This window comes from Rhizobium sp. 01L419 (genome assembly GCF_056400025.1).
The window spans coordinates 44,049-61,572 of record NZ_JBFTSM010000013.1; the positions used below are offsets into that span (position 1 = coordinate 44,049).

A 17,524-nucleotide genomic window follows, 5' to 3' on the forward strand; every position below is an offset into this window, starting at 1 on the left:
GATGTGGAGACGGCAGTGGCGATCATGTTCGTCAGAGCGCAGGTGATCAGCAGGGGAGCGGGACGCAGTATCGTCTCGGCGGCCGCCTATCGCCATCGCGCCCGGATGATGGACGAGCAGTCCGGCACCTCGTTCAGCTACAGGGGTGGGGCAACGGATCTCGTGCACGAGGAGCTGGCACTTCCTGAGGGTATACCGGTCTGGCTGAAGAGCGCGATCGACGGAAAATCCGTCGCCGGCGCCAGCGAGGTCCTGTGGAATGCGGTCGATGCTTTCGAGACGCGCGCCGACGCACAGCTCGCGCGGGAGCTGATCATTGCGCTGCCGGAGGAGCTGACGCGAGCCGAAAACATCGCGCTGGTGCGGGAATTCGTCCAGGACAATCTGACGTCGAAGGGCATTGTTGCCGACTGGGTGTTCCATGACAAGGACGGCAATCCTCACATCCACCTGATGACGACGCTCAGACCTCTGACGGAGGAGGGGTTCGGGCCGAAGAAGGTGTCTGTCCTGGGTCAGAATGGAGAGCCGTTGCGGGTCGTCACGCCAAATCGTCCGAATGGTAAGATCGTCTACAAGCTATGGGCCGGCGACAAGGAGACAATGAAAGCCTGGAAGATCGCCTGGGCGCAGACAGCCAATCGCCATCTGGCGCTTGCCGGCCATGAGATCCGCCTCGATGGCCGCTCCTATGCCGAACAGGGCCTCGACGGCATCGCGCAGAAACATCTTGGGCCAGAGAAGGCCGCGCTCGCCCGCAAGGGGATCGAGATGTATTTCGCCCCGGCCGCTCTCGCCCGCCGGCAGGATATGGCCGACCGCCTGTTGGCCGATCCTGAGCTTCTGCTGAAGCAGCTTTCCAATGAACGCTCCACCTTCGATGAGCGCGATATCGCCAAGGCGCTGCATCGCTATGTCGACGATCCCGTCGACTTCGCCAATATCCGCGCACGGCTCATGGCCTCGGACGATCTGGTGCTTCTGAAGCCGCAGCAGATCGAAGCCGAGAGTGGGAGGATATCGGAGCCGGCGATATTCACCACGCGGGACATCCTGCGCATCGAATATGACATGGCGCAGTCGGCGCGCGTGCTTGCGGATCGCCGAGGGCTCATTGTGGCCGGCGAGCGTGTGTCCAAGGCAATCAGCAGTGTCGAGACCCAGGACCCGGAAAGGCCGTTCCAGCTGGATCCGGAGCAGGTCGATGCTGTCAGGCATGTCACGGGCGATACCGCCATCGCTGCCGTCATCGGGCTTGCGGGCGCCGGCAAGTCGACCCTGCTCGCGGCGGCACGCGTCGCCTGGCAAAAGGAAGGCCGACGGGTAATCGGTGCGGCGCTGGCCGGCAAGGCGGCCGAAGGGCTCGAAGACAGTTCCGGCATCAAGTCCCGGACACTGGCCTCCTGGGAACTGGCGTGGGCCGGCGGCCGCGAGTTGCTCGAACGCGGCAATGTGCTTGTCATCGACGAGGCCGGCATGGTGTCGTCGCAGCAGATAGGTCGCGTGCTAAAAATCGCCGAGGACGCCCACGCGAAAGTCGTCCTGGTCGGTGACGCGATGCAGCTTCAGCCGATCCAGGCGGGTGCGGCGTTCCGGGCGATCACCGAGCGGATCGGCTTTGCGGAACTTGCCGGCGTGCGCCGCCAGCGCGAAGAATGGGCGCGCGATGCCTCGCGGCTCTTTGCCCGCGGCGAGGTCGAGAAAGGTCTCGATGCCTATGCACAGCACGGCCATCTCGCCGAGGCAGCGATGCGAGATGAAATCATCGGGCGGATTGTCGACGACTGGACGGAGGCGCGTCAACAGGCGGTCCAGAAGTCAGCCGCGGCAGACAATGGTGGCCGTCTTCGCGGTGATGAGCTTCTCGTGCTCGCCCACACCAATGATGACGTGAAGCGGCTGAACGAGGCGCTGCGATCGGTGATGACGAGAGAGGGTGCGCTGGGGGACAACCGCTCTTTCCAGACGGAACGCGGCGCGCGGGAATTCGCCGTCGGCGACCGGATCATCTTTCTTGAGAATGCCCGCTTCGTTGAACCGCGGGCAAGGAGCTTCGGTCCGCAATATGTGAAGAACGGCATGCTCGGCACTGTCGTTGCCACGGGCGACAAACGCGGCGACGCATTGCTCTCCGTGCGTCTCGATAATGGCCGCGATGTCGTCATCAGCGAGGACAGCTATCGCAATGTCGACCACGGCTATGCGGCGACCATCCACAAGTCTCAAGGGTCTACCGTCGACCGGACTTTCGTGCTTGCCACCGGCATGATGGATCAGCATCTGACCTATGTGTCGATGACCCGTCATCGTGATCGCGCCGACCTCTATGCGGCGAAGGAGGACTTCGAGGCGAAGCCGGAATGGGGGCGCAAGCCGCGTGTCGATCATGCGGCTGGCGTCACCGGCGAGCTCGTTGAAACCGGGCTGGCGAAGTTCCGCCCCAATGACGAGGACGCTGACGAAAGCCCCTATGCGGATGTCAAAACCGACGATGGCGCTGTTCATCGCCTCTGGGGTGTCAGCCTGCCGAAGGCGCTCGAAGAGGGCGGCGTGTCGGAAGGTGACACCGTGACGTTGCGCAAGGATGGCGTCGAACGGGTCACGGTGACTGTCCCAGTCATCGACGAGAAAACGGGCGAAAAGAGTTTCGAGGAACGGACGGTTGATCGCAATGTCTGGACCGCCAGGCAGGTCGAATCCGCAGAAACCCGCCAGGAGCGGATCGAACGCGAGAGCCATCGGCCGGAATTGTTCAAACAGCTTGTTGAGCGTCTTGGCCGATCCGGTGCCAAGACGACGACGCTCGATTTCGAGAGCGAGGAAGGTTACCGGGCGCACGCGCAGGATTTCGCGCGGCGCCGCGGTATCGACACGCTTGCCGCGGTCGCGGCCGGGATGGAGGAGGGTGTTTCGGGGCGGCTGGCGTGGATTGCGGAAAAGAAGGAGCAGGTGGCGAAACTCTGGGAGCGGGCGAGCGTGGCGCTAGGTCTTGCGATCGAGCGCGAGCGGCGCATTTCCTACAATGAGATCCAGAACGAAAGGCTCGCATCCGAAATCCCGGTCGACGGAAAATATCTGATCCCGCCCACGATCATGTTTGCCCGCAGCGTCGACGAGGACGCGCGTCGCGCACAGCTCGCCTCGGAGCGGTGGAAGGAACGGGAAGCTATCCTGCGTCCGGTGCTCGAAAAGATCTATCGCAATCCGGATGAAGCGCTGGTCGGCCTGACCGCGCTGGCATCGGACGCGGCGATCGAACCCCGCAAGCTCGCTGACGATCTGGCTGCCGCACCTGATCGGCTCGGACGCCTTCGTGGTTCCGATCTCCTGGTCGACGGTCGTGTTGCTCGCGACGAGCGCGACGCGGCCACAACTGCCCTGTCGGAGTTGCTGCCGCTTGCGCGTGCCCATGCTACCGAGTTCCGCCGGCAGGCAGAGCGGTTCGGCATCCGCGAGGAGCAACGCCGCGCCCACATGTCCTTGCCGATCCCGGCATTGTCGAAGTCGGCAATGGCGCGCCTTGTCGAAATCGAGGCCATTCGCGAGCGCGGTGGCGACGACGCCTACAAGACCGCCTTCGCCTGCGCCGTCGAGGACCGCCTGCTGGTCCAGGAGGTCAAAGCCGTCAACGATGCCTTGACCGCACGCTTCGGCTGGAGCGCCTTTGCCCCGAAGGCCGATGCGATTGCCGAGCGCAACATGGCCGAACGCATGCCGGAAGATCTCGTTCCGGAGCGCGGCGAAAAGCTCGACCGCCTGTTCACTGTCATCAGGCGCTTTGCGGAGGAACAGCATCTGGCCGAACGGCAGGATCGCAGCAAGATCGTTGCCGGCGCCAGCGTCGAAGCCGGAAAGGAGGCGGTGTCCATGTTGCCGATGCTTGCCGCCGTGACCGAGTTCAAAACGCCGGTGGACGAGGAGGCACGAACACGTGCAACCGCGGTCCTGCACTATCGTCACTATCGCGCCGCGCTCGCCGAGACAGCGACGCGCATCTGGCGCGATCCCGCCGGTGCGGTCGCAACGATTGAGGAACTCCTCGTCAAGGGTTTTGCTGGCGAGCGGATCGCTGCGGCTGTCAGCAATGATCCCGCCGCCTATGGTGCGCTGCGGGGCTCCGATCGCATCATGAACAAGCTGCTCGCCGCAGGGCGGGAACGGAAGGAGGCACTGCTGGCGGTGCAGGAAGCGGTCGGCCGCGTGTGCTCGCTCGGCGCGTCCTGGATCACTGCCCTCGACACGGAGATCCAGGCCGTTACTGAGGAGCGGCGACGTATGGCGGTTGCCATTCCCGGTCTGTCGACACCAGCCGAGGACGCGCTCAAACAACTGGTGACCGACATGAAAAAGAAGAGGAACAAGGACAGGGTGGCGAAAGTCGACGTTACCGTCGGCACACTCGATCCGCGCATCCAACAGGAGTTCGCTGCCGTCAGCTGGGCACTCGACGAGCGTTTCGGCAGGAACGCGATCCTGCGCGGCGAGCAGGATGTCGCCAATCGCGTGTCGCCGGCACAGCGCCGCACCTTTGAAGCGATGCAGGGGCGGTTACAGGTTCTGCAGCAGGCGGTGCGGATGCAGAGCAATGAAGAGATCATTTCGGAATACCAGCGGCGCGCCATCGATCGTTCTCGCGGTCTCACCCGATAGGCAATTTGGGGAAGCGAAAGGAAAAGTACTCCTACGATGCGGTCGTCCGCGCCGAGATCGCGATAGAGATCCTCAACCAGGCGCGTGCGATCGTTACACCAGCATCAATGAACTCGAGGATACGGACGCCCAAGCGGCGGAGCGCTGCGCCGGCGGGATCTCATCGGGGCGTGGGGATCGCGCGTTCAGGATGAAGCCCGCTGCTGGGCGGAGTCCTGATCATGGTCGAGGCGCGATCCGGCCCGGGTGTGCCGGAGAGAACCGCCCTTTCCTTGCTGGATGTCCCCAGGCGTCCCTCAGACCCAAAAGCAGGAGGGGTAACTGGGTCCAAGGAGGCCCGTTTTTCAAGACGGGTCGATCGAGCGCGGCATGATGATCAACTCTCGAGCGGCCGTCCCATTGCTATGGCGCCGATCGTGTAGTTCAGGTCCACGCCCTCGAAGGCAAAGCCCCTGAATATCTCGCGGATGGAAAGCACGAAGCGGCTTTTCAGCTGCGCCAGCCTGTTAGCGATCTTTGTGAATGCTCTCGGCAGAACAGAGCCTTCCCGTAGTCCCCTCGCAGCCGAAGTAGGGTGGGTCAAGATAGATAGCGTGCCAGGCCGATCGTAGCGGTCTATGAAATCTAGCCAGTCCAGGTTCTCGATAACGACAGGCCAGCCGTTCGTGGACGTCCTCAAGCAACGGCGCCAGGCGCGTCAGGTTAAACCGTGCGCTTCCACTGTGCTAAACGCCGAAGTTCTGGCTCCCCCGCGCAGGCGGAAGGTAAAACCGCTCACGTGCACTGCGCTTCACGGCCAAGGTCGTTCGAAAGCCAAAATAGCCGAAAGGCAACGATCTGATCGGAACAACACTTCCTCGTAGCTGGAAAGCGGTGCGACCCGCCGATCTGCGAAGGAAGGGCTGCCCGATAGGGCAAATGATCCTTGGTCTTCCCGGCGTACCTTGGAAGCTAATCTTGGGAGTACTCCCAAGGATTCCCACCACCACAGCCCGCTCGCTTAGCCGAGGCGCGCTTTGTCGTAGCCAGCATTGGTGGTGGCCGGGATGAATGCGTTACTGCCGTTGGCTAGTGCGCCGCTGATCGACGATGCGCCCATCTCTTTGACGGACCCCGATCTCGTAGCGCACCCCGTTGCGGACTGCGCGATAGGTAAAGTACCTGCCGCGGCAATTAACCTGACGGACACCGCGAAAGCCTCGAGTACGAAGCAGCCTCGCGCCCTGAGGGCAGGATATACCTCGTCCGTGGTTTAGGCTGCTGCCGGAGCCGATGATAACCTGAGCGCTGGCCTCCGCGGGAACAGCGATCGGTGAGACGAAGACTGCCAGAGCAAGCGTACATGAGAGAAGCGAAGATCCAAGTAGAGCCTTGACACCCATAATCAACCTCCGGGTTAGCCCGCCAGAAAAGTCAGGGCATGAGAAAATCGCCTAAGTTGTGGATCAATACAAGAGGTGAACGTCATGCGGTCGTATTGGCTCGCTGACGGCGTCATCCAATTCGAGTCGCGTGCACCACCATGAACCACCCGGTCGAGATCTGTGACGGGCGCTTTGACAGAGCATCCCAAGTGCTACTGCACGGACTGACCGGTCGTAAAGAACACCAGGTAGGCCACCGCGACAATCATCGCGATGACGAAGATGGTCAGCACGAACTTGATCATGCCGTTGCTGGCTTTTTGTTCTGTGTTGCTCATTCTGCATGCAACATGATTTGAACCAGTTTGTTCCAGGCTTCTTCATGATGGAGTACGAATCGGCACCGATCGCTCTGCTGACCTTTACGAACTCTGCCGCGGCGAGGCGCCTTTAACCAAGCTCAAATTCTGAAACGAACGTTTGGCGCTGACCGATCCGCTGGCCCAGCTCGGCTTGGGGAACATCCGCGCCTTTTCAACGGGATCAGCCGAAGCTGAGATGTTGAACCGCTATTGAGGCGAGAACCGACAAAATAGTTGACAGCAAAAGAAATACCAGATGTTGCGAACAGCCAGACTGTCGCGCCTGGCTCGTGTACAATTCCAGCAACATGACCGATGAGAGAGGCAAATGCTGCTGCCATCGCGATTACGGTTGCCGCACTAAGTAAAATAATGACGGCTACCAAGCCATCAAGAACAACTTCAATAAGGGGGCAATCGTTCACGATTGAACCTTCACGCTCGACGCGTCATATGTCGCCACGCATTCTCCGCGAAAATTTTACAAGCTGCAACCCCCGGTCGTCAGGCTGGTGTGGTACGGCCGATGCATCATCGAGGATCATTCGGCACGTCTTCAAATTGCGCGCGCAACCCAGCAATGGCTTCGGTATCTCCACTGATCGATGTCATTTTGTTGGTGACATCAAGCCGGAAAACGCAGATGCAATGGACTCGCGACACTCGCCAGTTTTGCTGTCACCCTCTTCCCATCCACGGGTGTGAGGTGCCATTTCGTCCACTCGTTGCTTGCCGACACGATGCTCTCCTCTTCCGATCATGGCCGGCGGGGAAGACGGGATTCGAACCCGCGAAACGGCATCTTGGATCAATTCATGGATGATAGGGAACGCGCGTTCCTGAAGCATGGTGCGCCCTCCTACCGCCGTCGACGGCCGTACAAAATCGGGGGCACCTCAGGGGCAAGGTCACCAGGCCTGCTCACCGCGAAGTTACTCCGTTTTGGGAGGCTGGGCCTTTGATAAACGCCCCATCCGCCCGGCATGCCGGTCAGCCGCGCTGCTGGACATGCAGCATGCGCTCGCGCGTCGCGAACCATTCCTCGGCGTAATCGTCGTTCCTGTATTCGTCGAAATAGGGTCCGCCATCTGTGAAATGCACGATCTTCGCGTCATCGCGCTTGTCATATTCGTTGACGAGATAGTTCCAGGTGACTGACAGCTCGCCGATCAGATCGTCGCCGTCGAGCCACTTGAATTGGTGCAACTGCAGCCCGGTTGCGGTGTTGACATAATCAGGCGTCAGCGCCCTGCATTTCGCGTTGTTGAAGAGGATCAGGCTCGACCAATTCTTTTTTTCATATTTCGTCTGCACCTGGCCGAGAAACTTCGTTTCGACCTTCGGCTGGTAATCGTGCTTCACGCACATGACGGAATAGCGCTCATCGCGCAGCGCCCAGAGCTCGGCAATATCCGTGCGCGCCAGCATGTCGCAATCCATGAAGAGGCTCCATCCCTCATACTGGCTGAGATAGGGCGTCAGGAAGCGCGAGAAGGAGAACTCGGTCGACTGCAGGGCGTTGCGTTCACGCGTAAACGTGTTTTCGATATTGTACAGGTAGATCGGCGTGATTCTCACCGGTACGCTCGACTTTTCCAGAATACTTTGGGACAGCACGTGATGGGCGACAACTTCTTTTGAATCAAAACCAACGTAGATGTTGACGATATCGGTCATATCAATCTCTCCTTGGCACAAATTATGTATTGCATTCAGGAAGCTTGCTTCTTCTGGGAGTCGAGCGCGCGCTGCTTGCGGGTCTTTGGCCGCGCCTTGCGGAAGGCCTGATCGAGTGCCCGCTGCCATTTGGTTAGTGACATCAGGCCGTCGATGAGGGTCAGCGCATGATCGAGCCGCGTGGAGAGCGCATCGTTGGTCGCCGTCTGGATCTCCTCGCATTTAGCATCCGGAAAATGCTCGGTCAGAAGATCGAAGCGTGACGGCCTCGCATGTTCGGCGCTGGTGATGATACCCCTTCGCACCAGAAGCCTGAAATAGATACGCTCGAATGTCCAGTCATGAACGTCGAAGACCTTCCAGCGCGCACTCCGTTTCCCGGAAAATCCGGCGAGCACGATCTTCGGCGTCACCTGAAGCTCCCGCATCCACGCAACCAGCGCAAAGCCGCTCGTCGGGATCTTGTCCGGTGGATAGTGCCCCGACATCAGCGTCTCGAGGTCGCTGTACATGACTGTCGCCCCGTTGAATGCTTCGACGGGACTGAAGCGCTCCTCGGGTGCGGTACGGATATTCAGAACGCCGAGGAACTTGTCCGAAGTGAAGAATTTCAGGACCTCATCCACCTCCCGCCGATGGACGATATTGGCGCCCATCATGCCGCTGCGCGCCACAAGAATGGCATGCCCGGGGAAACTGTTGTCGAGAACCTTGTAGACCTTGTTGAAGAAGACGAACAACGTATCGCCGGGAAACTCCGTCCGCATCGACTGCGGGTCGAGCGCCTCGCTATTGGCGACAAGAACGATATACGAAAAGCGATTGAAGAATGTGCGCCAGACATCGGCCCTCTGTGTATGAAAGACGTGGCTTCCGGAGCTTTCAGGTCTGGGATTCCTTTCATCCATTGAGACCTCACTCGAGCCAAAATATGCCTTCAGCTGTTGGGAGCGGCCCATTGCGCCGGCGCGCTTGCCAAGCGACAGAAGATAATCGGCCGCCTTTCGGGAACGACTGCGACGGCTGACAAATCCCGACCACGACGTTTTCGAGAGCATGCTCGAATAGATCTCGGCATAGACCGACTGCCCTGTCTGCACCGACAAATGCCACGGCTTGCGACGTCCAGTGAAATGCAGCAGCACAGGATTGCGGATATAAGGCATGGTCCCGGTCTGGACATTCCACCGGTTGTCCAGCCGCTGCCACGTCCCATGAAAGGCGATATTGAGAATATCCTGGTCGTTAGAGGCAAAGCATCGCCCCGATCTGAGCAGCGAACGCGCCGTTTCGAAAAAACCGCCGGCCCGGATGACGGCGCAATCCAACAGAAATACCCCAGCGTTGAAATATCCCGCGCCCCGGTCGAGGCCGAGTTCCTGCTCCCGCTGTCTGATTTTCTCGGGGAAGGCAACGACGTAGTCGTTAACGGCACCGATCGCCTTGCCGTTGAGATCGACATCGAAGAGCGGGCAGACATTGCCGACAGCCAATATATCCGCATCAAGGTAAAGAACCCGCTCCAGCACCTTGCCCATCAGCTCGTCGAGATAGAGGCGCGCAAGCGTCGATTTGTGCCAGCGGCCTGCCGTTCCAGGTGTATCGGCGGGAAGGGTAAAATCGACGACGTCGATATCGATGCCGTTCACCGCGTTGAAGGTAGCAACGCCAGCTTTCTGGTCCTCAGGCAAATCGATGCCGACGATCACCAGCTTGATGTCGTTCTCTTGACTATTACGTGCAACAGATAAAAGCGTGCAGCATGCTGCCGGAAGCATTCGCGCATCTGTGCATACGTATATGGCTTTGCTATGTATGCCAACCGACATCCCATCCCCCAGAGAAATGCAGTATTGAACGACGACAGAAGCCTGATTTATCTTGGTTGTTCAGTGAAAATGCAGGAAAATCCATCCGCACTCAACTATGTTAACGATTAGACATTGCACGCGAGAGTTTTGTCAATGCCATCAGGGATTTTTACTTTTGGGCATTCGCCGTAATGTCACTGACGAGGCGGCGCGGTGTGGAACGTCAGGCCCGTGAGTTCAGGCGTCGGCCACCGACGCCCACGTCAACCCCTATTCCCCTCACACAAAAGCGAGGGCGGCGATGACTGTTCGTTGGCCAAGCTCTTGATATCGCCGGCAATCGAAATATTGTCTCTTCAGGGTTGCGGAGTCCGCCTTCGATTGTTGCCGCCTCCTCGGCTTGTCTTTTCATCCGATCGTCCATTTCATGGACCATGCAATGGACGCCATCGGCATAACAGCCTTCAGCCCCGCGACGATCTCGTCCGTCTCGATCGCGCCCTTGCCTTCAGGCTCAATTTCGCTCCGCTCTTCCTCGTCAGCACGAACGAAGAACCGATGATCGGCGCCCGCCACTTCTAACGAACTGGCCATCTATAGCGGGCCAGTTAGAGTGTCATCACAGTCAGGTCCGCACAAAGTAAGGTGACTGCACGAACGCTACCAGCCTGACGCTTGACGACAACCTTTCTTTAGAGCTTTCTGAAGTAATCCACAGATGATCGACCGACCCCGTTCCAAACCCCTTCTCGCCGACGACCGGTCGCTAAAAGGACTCGTTCGCGGAAGCACGATCCCGCGCAGCATATGCGGGCGCTCCATCACCGGGTCGAGCGCCCTTCGGGAGGCGCAGCTTCGGCAAGCTCTTCGGCATGCGCGCTTGCCCTATCGGGCACTCCTCACGCAGACGCGCGCGACCTCGATCTCAAACACGCGATCAACATGAAATTCAGCAAAGCCCTGCGCCTCTCGCTGTCCGGTCCAGCTCCTCGCGAAAATCGGGGTGCGCGAGCCCGATCAGCGCTCTAGCCCGCTCGGCCACGGACTTGCCCTTAAGGTCCGCCCATCCATACTCGGTGACGACGATATGCGTGTCGTTGCGCGCTGTTGTCACCGGTCCGGTTAACGCCGGAACGATCCGCGAGAGCGTGCCTTTTGCCGCAGTCGAATGACAGGCGATGATCGATCGTCCCCCACGCGAGGCATAAGCGCCACGCACGAAATCAACCTGGCCGCCGGACGCGCTGAACTGCCTCCCGTTCATGAACTCGGAATTGCACGCGCCGTTTAAATCAATCTGCAGCGTCGCGTTGACCGAGACGACGCGATCATTTCGGGCGATAACGAAGGGATTGTTCACATAGTCGACGGGATAGGCCTCAACCGCCGGATTGTTGTTCAGGAAATCATAGAGCGCCTGATCTCCAAGCGCAAAGGTGAAGATGGAGCGTCCGGTATGTGTCTGCTTGCGGCTATTGTCGACCACGCCCGCCTTGACGAGGCTGGCGAGACCCGGCGTCATCATTTCCGTGTGGATACCAAGGTGGCTGTGCCGGGAAAGCCCGGAACACACTGCGTCGGGCAAAGCACCGATCCCCATCTGCAGGCAGTCGCCATCCTCCACCAGACCGGCAATGATCGCGCCGATCGCATCATCTACCTCATTGCGCGCGGCAGCCGGCAACACGGGCAGGCTGATGTCGTTTTCGACCAGCGCTGTCACGCTCGACAAAGGGATCATGCAATCGCCCCGCACATAAGGCATATTGCGATTGACCTCGAGGATGAGGCGGATTCCAGGCTTTCGCGATACCGTCAGCGCATAGTCGGTGCTGGCGCCAAGGCTGAAATTGCCATCGGCGTCCATTGGCGACACAGTCGCAATCAACGTGTCCACGCCAACATGCTCGACCAACGAGCGCGGCACCTGACTGAAATGACAGGGCACCAGCTCGACGGCGGGCATCGCTTCCGCCAATCTTCTCTTGTCGAGCGCACGCTCCACGCCTGAATGAAAGTAGCTCATCGGGACAATCCGGTCGCGCAGCTCGAAATCGAACACACTGGTGCCTGCAACGCCCGTGCAGAGAAGATAGTAGAGCCGCACATTCTCGATGGCGCGCGCGCGGGCCTGTTGCGCAAGCGCGGCAAGGACAGCCGGTGGCTGACCGGCGGCCAGTGGCATCGCGACCTTGGCCCCGGACGGAACCATTGCGACCGCCGTGTCTGCAGATGTCAGCCGCTCGCGATACAGCCTCTGATGGATCGTGGTCATTGGGCCCTCCTCCCAGTGCACACAGGACGCACGATTTGAACGCACGCCTCCGCAACGCCATTATGCGCATTGTCCACCACCAAAGCGAGAGCGTTCATCGCATGACAATGCCGATCTTTCAGTTCGGCTTGATATGTTCCGATCTCGTGGGCCTGTGGGGTAGAAGCAAAAGCGGCGCAAGCCATCGGGCGCACGTTCAGACGATGAAGCGACGCCGGTTTTGTTCGATTGCCCGCCAGCTGGACGCTCCTAGACAGCAAGTGTTGTTGCGAGGACCGGACCGCTTCAAATGTAAGCTCACCGTATGCAGTTTGACAACCAGCATAGACAACCTGACGAAGTCTGAAACCGCTCCCATCGCCGCGATCGAAAGCGGCGTTCCTTTGCTCGTCATGGCTCGCGATATCATCGCAGACTTCCATCTTGTGATCCGGTGCAAGGCAGAAAATGAGCTCACGCCGTGGATCGACCGCGCCCGTGACAGCCTGGTTTCCTCGTTTGGCAATGGAGTGGCGAAAGACATACAGGCTGTCCGGGCAGCGATCGTCTCACCGTGGTCCAACGGACAAACCGAGGGGCAGATCACCAAGCTCAAGCTGGTGAAGCGCCAGATGCACGGTCGCGGGAAGCTTGATCTTCTTCAAGCCCGCCTGATCGGTGCGACATGAGAGAATTGCACCAAACCCGCGTCAGTCAATATTCCACGCCGAAGCACACCAGCGCCTACGCCGTGGTCAACCAATCCCATGCTCGGTGCGGCAATACAGTGCAGCTGGGCAGCTCAAAAGAAATCCGAGAAAGCGCGTGGTTTTCATCGCGCATCCTACCGCTCCATTATCAAGGGCGTTGTGCTGACCTTACCTCGGAAACAAAGAAGCCACCGAGGGGTGTCGGCGGCTTCTCAGGAGAAAGTGGGTGAAGGGCTCACTCTCGAACGAAATGATGCCCTTCTGCTGAGTTTGCAGCATCAGCAAAAGGAGCTAACCACGGCAACAGTCACCAGTCGCGTGAAAAAGGCGTGACAGGGGCAGAGGCCCGATCCCTCGTGCTGACCGGGCCTCCCCATTGCCACCTCGTCAAAGCTGAGCATGGCGGTGGGCCACGTACCTTGATCATAATTCGTCGTCAATCACTGGCCGCTGTTCGGGCGGCTTTCGCATGGGCATAGCATTCGCGTTGGAAGGGCAGGGCATAAAAAGGATGTCGGACGATATGAGCAACAACAGCGATGCACGCCGGCCTGTACAGATGCCATCACTGCCCAGCTCGGCTCTGCATCGCAGCTTCCGTCATCTTCTGGCTGTGATTAACGAGTCCTAACCCTAGACGGGTTTCTTGCTTGTCAAGCAGACACATATAGGCCGCCTGAGCTGGTTCGGGAAATTTGAACAGCGGGGATAAGTGGAATTTCTGCCTGGCTTCGGCTTAAATGCCAGGAACAGGAGATACCATGACGAAATGACCGCGCGGGAACCATAGCCCGGCTGTCCGCTAAACGTTATGGATCGAGCGCACGTCGATTGGCAATCGAGATCAGATCCTTGAAGTGAACGAGAATCTTACCTTCGCGACTGGCGTCCTCCACTTCCCAGCCGAATTTCCATGCATCGTGACGTGCAAGCCAATCTCCGAGAGCGCTGGTATCACCACTAGGCATCCTATGGGCCGCGAGGTATGGGTTCTCGTGAACCTTCAGTCCGAGCACCCGCCCCCTTGAGCCTGCTTCCTGCAAATCTATCAATTCTTCGATTGTCATAATGCGCCCCCACGGTGTCGGCGACGGTAGCATCGTAGCTGGCGCATGCAAGTGAATGCTAAAATATGGGTTAACTTGGCACAGTTGCGGGGGGGGTGACCGCTCCTGGCTACTGTTCGTCCTATCTGCAGGACGACAGACCGCCGCATTCATATGCATGCCGGACTGGTAGGCCTAGCGCCGCGTCCGGCGATTTCTGACTCACTGAAATCAACGTTTGTCGACCCTTATCGGCAAAGATCATCATATTGATTTTCAGATGTAATTTAAAACCTCGGGAGGTCGTGGCCAGCGCCGATTATGACCCAAAGCGCTAAGGCCTTCCACTGGGACCCTCGGCGACTTTCGAATCCGTAGTGGACGAATACCCAGTGTGGCGAACGTCGCCGATCTGCGAGGAGTACGATGCTCCAGAAGGTATCCGGTGGCCCGTCCGATCAACTACCGGCTTTGTCCCGCTTTCGTGCATTTGAAGGCGTCTCGCCGACGCGTAATCCCACAACTCATGCTCCAGAAGAGATCGCGATCGCCAATCCGTCGCCACGTGGATCATGCGCGCCCGTCGCCATGCCATCCTCGTCGATAGTGATTGCGCCGGCCTGCCCCGCAAGCGGGCTCTGCGCCTCGATCGGTGATAGTACATGGCCTCGTGCGGCCAGTTCGGCAAGAACCGCTTCGCCGGCATCTCCTTCCAGTTTCAGGCTGTCGCGGGTGTCAGAAAAGGTCTTGCCGAGAAGGAACCGCGGGCCGGCGAGTGCTGCTGCCGGCTGTTCGCCAAAATCGATCAGCCGGGTCAGTAGCATCGCCAGTGTCTGCGGTTGGCCGTCGGCGCCCTGCGTGCCATAGAGCAGGGCGGGCCTGCCGTTGCGCAGACCGAGGCCGGGGTTCAATGTATAGAAAGGCCGTTTGCCGGGGGCGATGCCATTGACATGCTTGAGATCTGGCGAAAAGGCTGCACCACGGTTTTGCCAGAGAATGCCCGTATCGCCGACGACCACGCCGCTGCCCCAGTCGAAATAGGTGCTCTGCAAGACGCTGACGCTGCCGCCCTCGGCATCGGTTGCGGCGAAGAATACCGTATCGCCATTGCGAAAGGGTGCCGGCCATTCGAGCGCTCGTGCAGGATCGATGGATGCCGCCGCCAGTGCAAGATGCCGCATGCTCAGCCATTCCTCCACCGGCTGCGGCGCGACATCGGGGTCGGCAATGTCACCGCGGTCGAGGAAGGCGCGTTTGACGGCTTCTACGCAGAGATGCAGATGGTCGGCGCTGCCGGCTGGATAGGCGGCGAGATCGAAATGGGCGAGAATGCCCATGATCGCAAGTGTCGACAGGCCCTGTGTTGGCGGTGGCGGCGCAAGCAGCTCGAAATTGCGATAGGAGAGACTGATGGGGGCGACCTCGCGCGTGCGGGTGGCCTTGAGATCATGGCTGGTCAGCGGAGAGCCCGCAGCCTGCAGCCCCGCAGCAATCCTCGCACCGAGTTCGCCCTCGTAGAAGGAGCGTGGCCCATCGTGGGCGATCAGCGAAAGCGACCGTGCCAAGTTCTCCTGCCGGAACAGGCTGCCTGTTTTCCGTGCTGCGTCGTTCGGCATGAAAAGGGCGGCAAAACCGGGCCAGTTGGCGGCTTCCGCCTGCCGGAAGGCAAGCCAGAAACTTTGCGAGCGTGTGATCGGAAAGCCCTCTTTCGCATGACGGATCGCATCGGCAAGCAAGACAGGAAAATCGATCCTTCCGCCCCAGTGCCGCGCGGAATAGTCATGCGCGTGCTGCCAGGCATCGACGGCGCAGGCCGAGGTCAGTGCGGAAAGCGGTCCGCGTAGCGGAATGCGTCCGTCGAAATCCGGCAATTCTCGTGCCGCTTGGCCGATGCCGAGAAAACATGTTTTCCGCCCGTTGCGATCGGCAACGATCCAGACGGAGTCGCCGCCGAGCCCGCAGAAATGCGGATAGACGACGGCAATCGTGCTGCCGATGGCGATCGCAGCTTCCAGCGCGTTGCCGCCGCGCCGCAGGATTACCGCACCCGCCTCGCTCGCCAGAGTATGCGGAGACGTCACCATGCCGCCGCGTCCGACCGCCTGTTTTGTGGAGTTCCGGTTTTCCGCTGTCACCAAGCTCAAATCCCGACCCGTCTATGGTCTGTAAAGCGCACGATAGGTCCGATAGCCCTTAGCATAAATCGCCGCATTGTCAGGATTGGGTACGATCCTTTCACCTTGGCCGACAAAGGCGGTCACGCCGGACCAATCCTCGGTCAGTCCGGCGCCGATTGCCGCCGCCCAGGCGACGCCGAGGCAGGAGCCGGGATGGCCAGTGAGGCCTTGCAGCGGCTGCTGGAGCACATCGGAAACGATCTGCATCCATATCCGGCTCTGTGAACCCCCGTCTGAAACGATGAAACGCGTCGTCGGATGGCCGATGTCGTTCAGCACGTCGATATGATGACGCAGCGCATAGGCATAGGCTTCCAGCATCGCCCGCCAGAGATGGCCGATATGATGCGATAGCGTCAGTCCTTCGATCAGCCCGCGCGCGCCGGCATCGTGGATAGGCGTCTTTTCGCCGAGAAAATAGGGCAGGATCGTTAGCCCATCCGCGCCAGGGCCGCATCCCGCGGCCAGCCGGTCGAGATAGCGGTGCACGGATATTCCCTCCGTCTTCGCCGCGATCTCCTCGCGTCCGGCGAAGGTGCTAATGAACCAGTTAAGCGCCGAGCCGCCGGTCGACATGCAGCCGTTCGGCATATAGAGCCCCGGAACCAGGTGATAATCGAGGAACATGCGTGGATCCGGTCGCACGACATTGGTCGCCGTCAGGATATCCACCGCGCCCCCGAATTTCAGCAGCACGTCGCCCGCCTTGTTGATCCCCGCGCCGAAGGCCGACGCGATCATGTCGGCCGCCCCGCCGATGACGGGCGTTCCGGGTGCGAGCCCCGTCACCTTGGCAGCTTCGTCCGTCACAGCGCCAAGAATCTTATGCGATACGGCCTTCCCAGGAATGGCGTCCCGCCGAATTCTGGCGAGCCGGATCAACTCGTCGTCGAGCATGTCGGTATTGATATCAACAAAACCCGCTTCAAGCGCCCAGTTCTGCTCGATGGCCCTCTCGCCGGTCAGTTTCCAGTTGATGAAATCGTAGGACCCCATGACCGTGGCAATACGCTCGAAAACAGCAGGCTCGTGCCGGGCGATCCAGCGAAGCTTCGCTGTCACCAGCTGCTGATTGATGCCGTTTCCCGCTCTGGCGAGAAAATCCGCCTCATCCCACTCGGCCCTAAGTTCCTCGACCTCCTCGCCGCAACGCCCGTCACTCTGCTGGATGCTGGGCCTCAGCACCCAGCCGGCGTCGTCAAGCAGCACGACGGCCGGCAGCATGCCGGTCACGCCAATGGCCGAGATTTGCCCGGCCTCAATCCCGCTGGTTGCAATCAGTTCCCTGGTGATCTTGCAGACATTCGCCCACCATTCGGCCGGGTCTTCCTCTGCCCAGCCATGCTGAGGCGAAAGAAGCGTCGAAGGCCGCGAGGTGAGCCCGAGCACGCGGTTCGGCAGCTCGATCAAGATGCCGATGGTGGAGGTGGTGCCGATATCGAGACCGAGCGTGATGGACATGGCGGCTCCTGT

The 17,524-nt window shown here is 59.9% G+C and carries 10 protein-coding genes and 1 pseudogene; 2 read left to right on the plus strand and 9 right to left on the minus strand.

The window, feature by feature from the left end; translation table 11 throughout:
• The first annotated feature begins 15 nt into the window (after window positions 1–15).
• Entirely contained in the window at window positions 16–4,650 is a 4,635-nt protein-coding gene (traA, locus tag AC1DUP_RS23830) for a Ti-type conjugative transfer relaxase TraA (protein ID WP_477834915.1), read from the plus strand.
• 1,576 nt (window positions 4,651–6,226) lie between these two features.
• On the opposite strand, the gene AC1DUP_RS23835 is transcribed toward traA, so the two are convergent.
• From AC1DUP_RS23835 to AC1DUP_RS23860, 6 genes are all read right to left on the minus strand, one after another.
• Entirely contained in the window at window positions 6,227–6,352 is a 126-nt protein-coding gene (locus AC1DUP_RS23835; protein ID WP_477834917.1) for a hypothetical protein, read from the minus strand.
• Window positions 6,353–6,984: 632 nt separating this feature from the next.
• Window positions 6,985–7,224 carry a hypothetical protein gene (locus AC1DUP_RS23840; RefSeq protein ID WP_162747126.1) on the minus strand — a complete coding sequence of 80 codons (240 nt, stop codon included), beginning with the start codon at window positions 7,222–7,224 and terminating at the stop codon, window positions 6,985–6,987.
• Window positions 7,225–7,366: 142 nt separating this feature from the next.
• Window positions 7,367–8,053 carry a glycosyltransferase family protein gene (locus tag AC1DUP_RS23845; RefSeq protein WP_113297770.1) on the minus strand — a complete coding sequence of 229 codons (687 nt, stop codon included), beginning with the start codon at window positions 8,051–8,053 and terminating at the stop codon, window positions 7,367–7,369.
• Between the two features lie 35 nt (window positions 8,054–8,088).
• Complete coding sequence (locus tag AC1DUP_RS23850; RefSeq protein WP_113310872.1) at window positions 8,089–9,882, minus strand: glycosyltransferase family 8 protein; 1,794 nt, start codon at window positions 9,880–9,882, stop codon at window positions 8,089–8,091.
• A 390-nt stretch (window positions 9,883–10,272) separates the two neighbouring features.
• On the minus strand, window positions 10,273–10,458 hold the full coding sequence (locus AC1DUP_RS23855; protein WP_113297772.1) for a hypothetical protein: 186 nt from the start codon (window positions 10,456–10,458) through the stop codon (window positions 10,273–10,275).
• A 355-nt stretch (window positions 10,459–10,813) separates the two neighbouring features.
• Window positions 10,814–12,139 carry an acetyl-CoA hydrolase/transferase family protein gene (locus tag AC1DUP_RS23860; protein WP_113297773.1) on the minus strand — a complete coding sequence of 442 codons (1,326 nt, stop codon included), beginning with the start codon at window positions 12,137–12,139 and terminating at the stop codon, window positions 10,814–10,816.
• Between the two features lie 311 nt (window positions 12,140–12,450).
• Between AC1DUP_RS23860 and AC1DUP_RS23865 the strand changes: the two are divergent.
• A pseudogene (locus AC1DUP_RS23865) lies at window positions 12,451–12,807 on the plus strand (transposase); the annotation flags it as partial.
• Window positions 12,808–13,637: 830 nt separating this feature from the next.
• Here the strand turns inward: AC1DUP_RS23865 and AC1DUP_RS23870 are convergent.
• The 3 genes from AC1DUP_RS23870 to AC1DUP_RS23880 all read right to left on the minus strand — a co-directional run bounded on the left by AC1DUP_RS23870 (window position 13,638) and on the right by AC1DUP_RS23880 (window position 17,512).
• Window positions 13,638–13,895 (minus strand): CrpP-related protein, encoded by a 258-nt coding sequence (locus AC1DUP_RS23870; RefSeq protein ID WP_113297774.1) that lies wholly within the window; start codon window positions 13,893–13,895, stop codon window positions 13,638–13,640.
• A 503-nt stretch (window positions 13,896–14,398) separates the two neighbouring features.
• Entirely contained in the window at window positions 14,399–15,958 is a 1,560-nt protein-coding gene (locus tag AC1DUP_RS23875; protein WP_113297811.1) for a gamma-glutamyltransferase family protein, read from the minus strand.
• Window positions 15,959–16,030: 72 nt separating this feature from the next.
• A complete protein-coding gene (locus AC1DUP_RS23880; protein WP_477834921.1) occupies window positions 16,031–17,512 on the minus strand; it encodes an FGGY-family carbohydrate kinase in 1,482 nt (493 codons plus the stop codon).
• Window positions 17,513–17,524 lie beyond the last annotated feature (12 nt).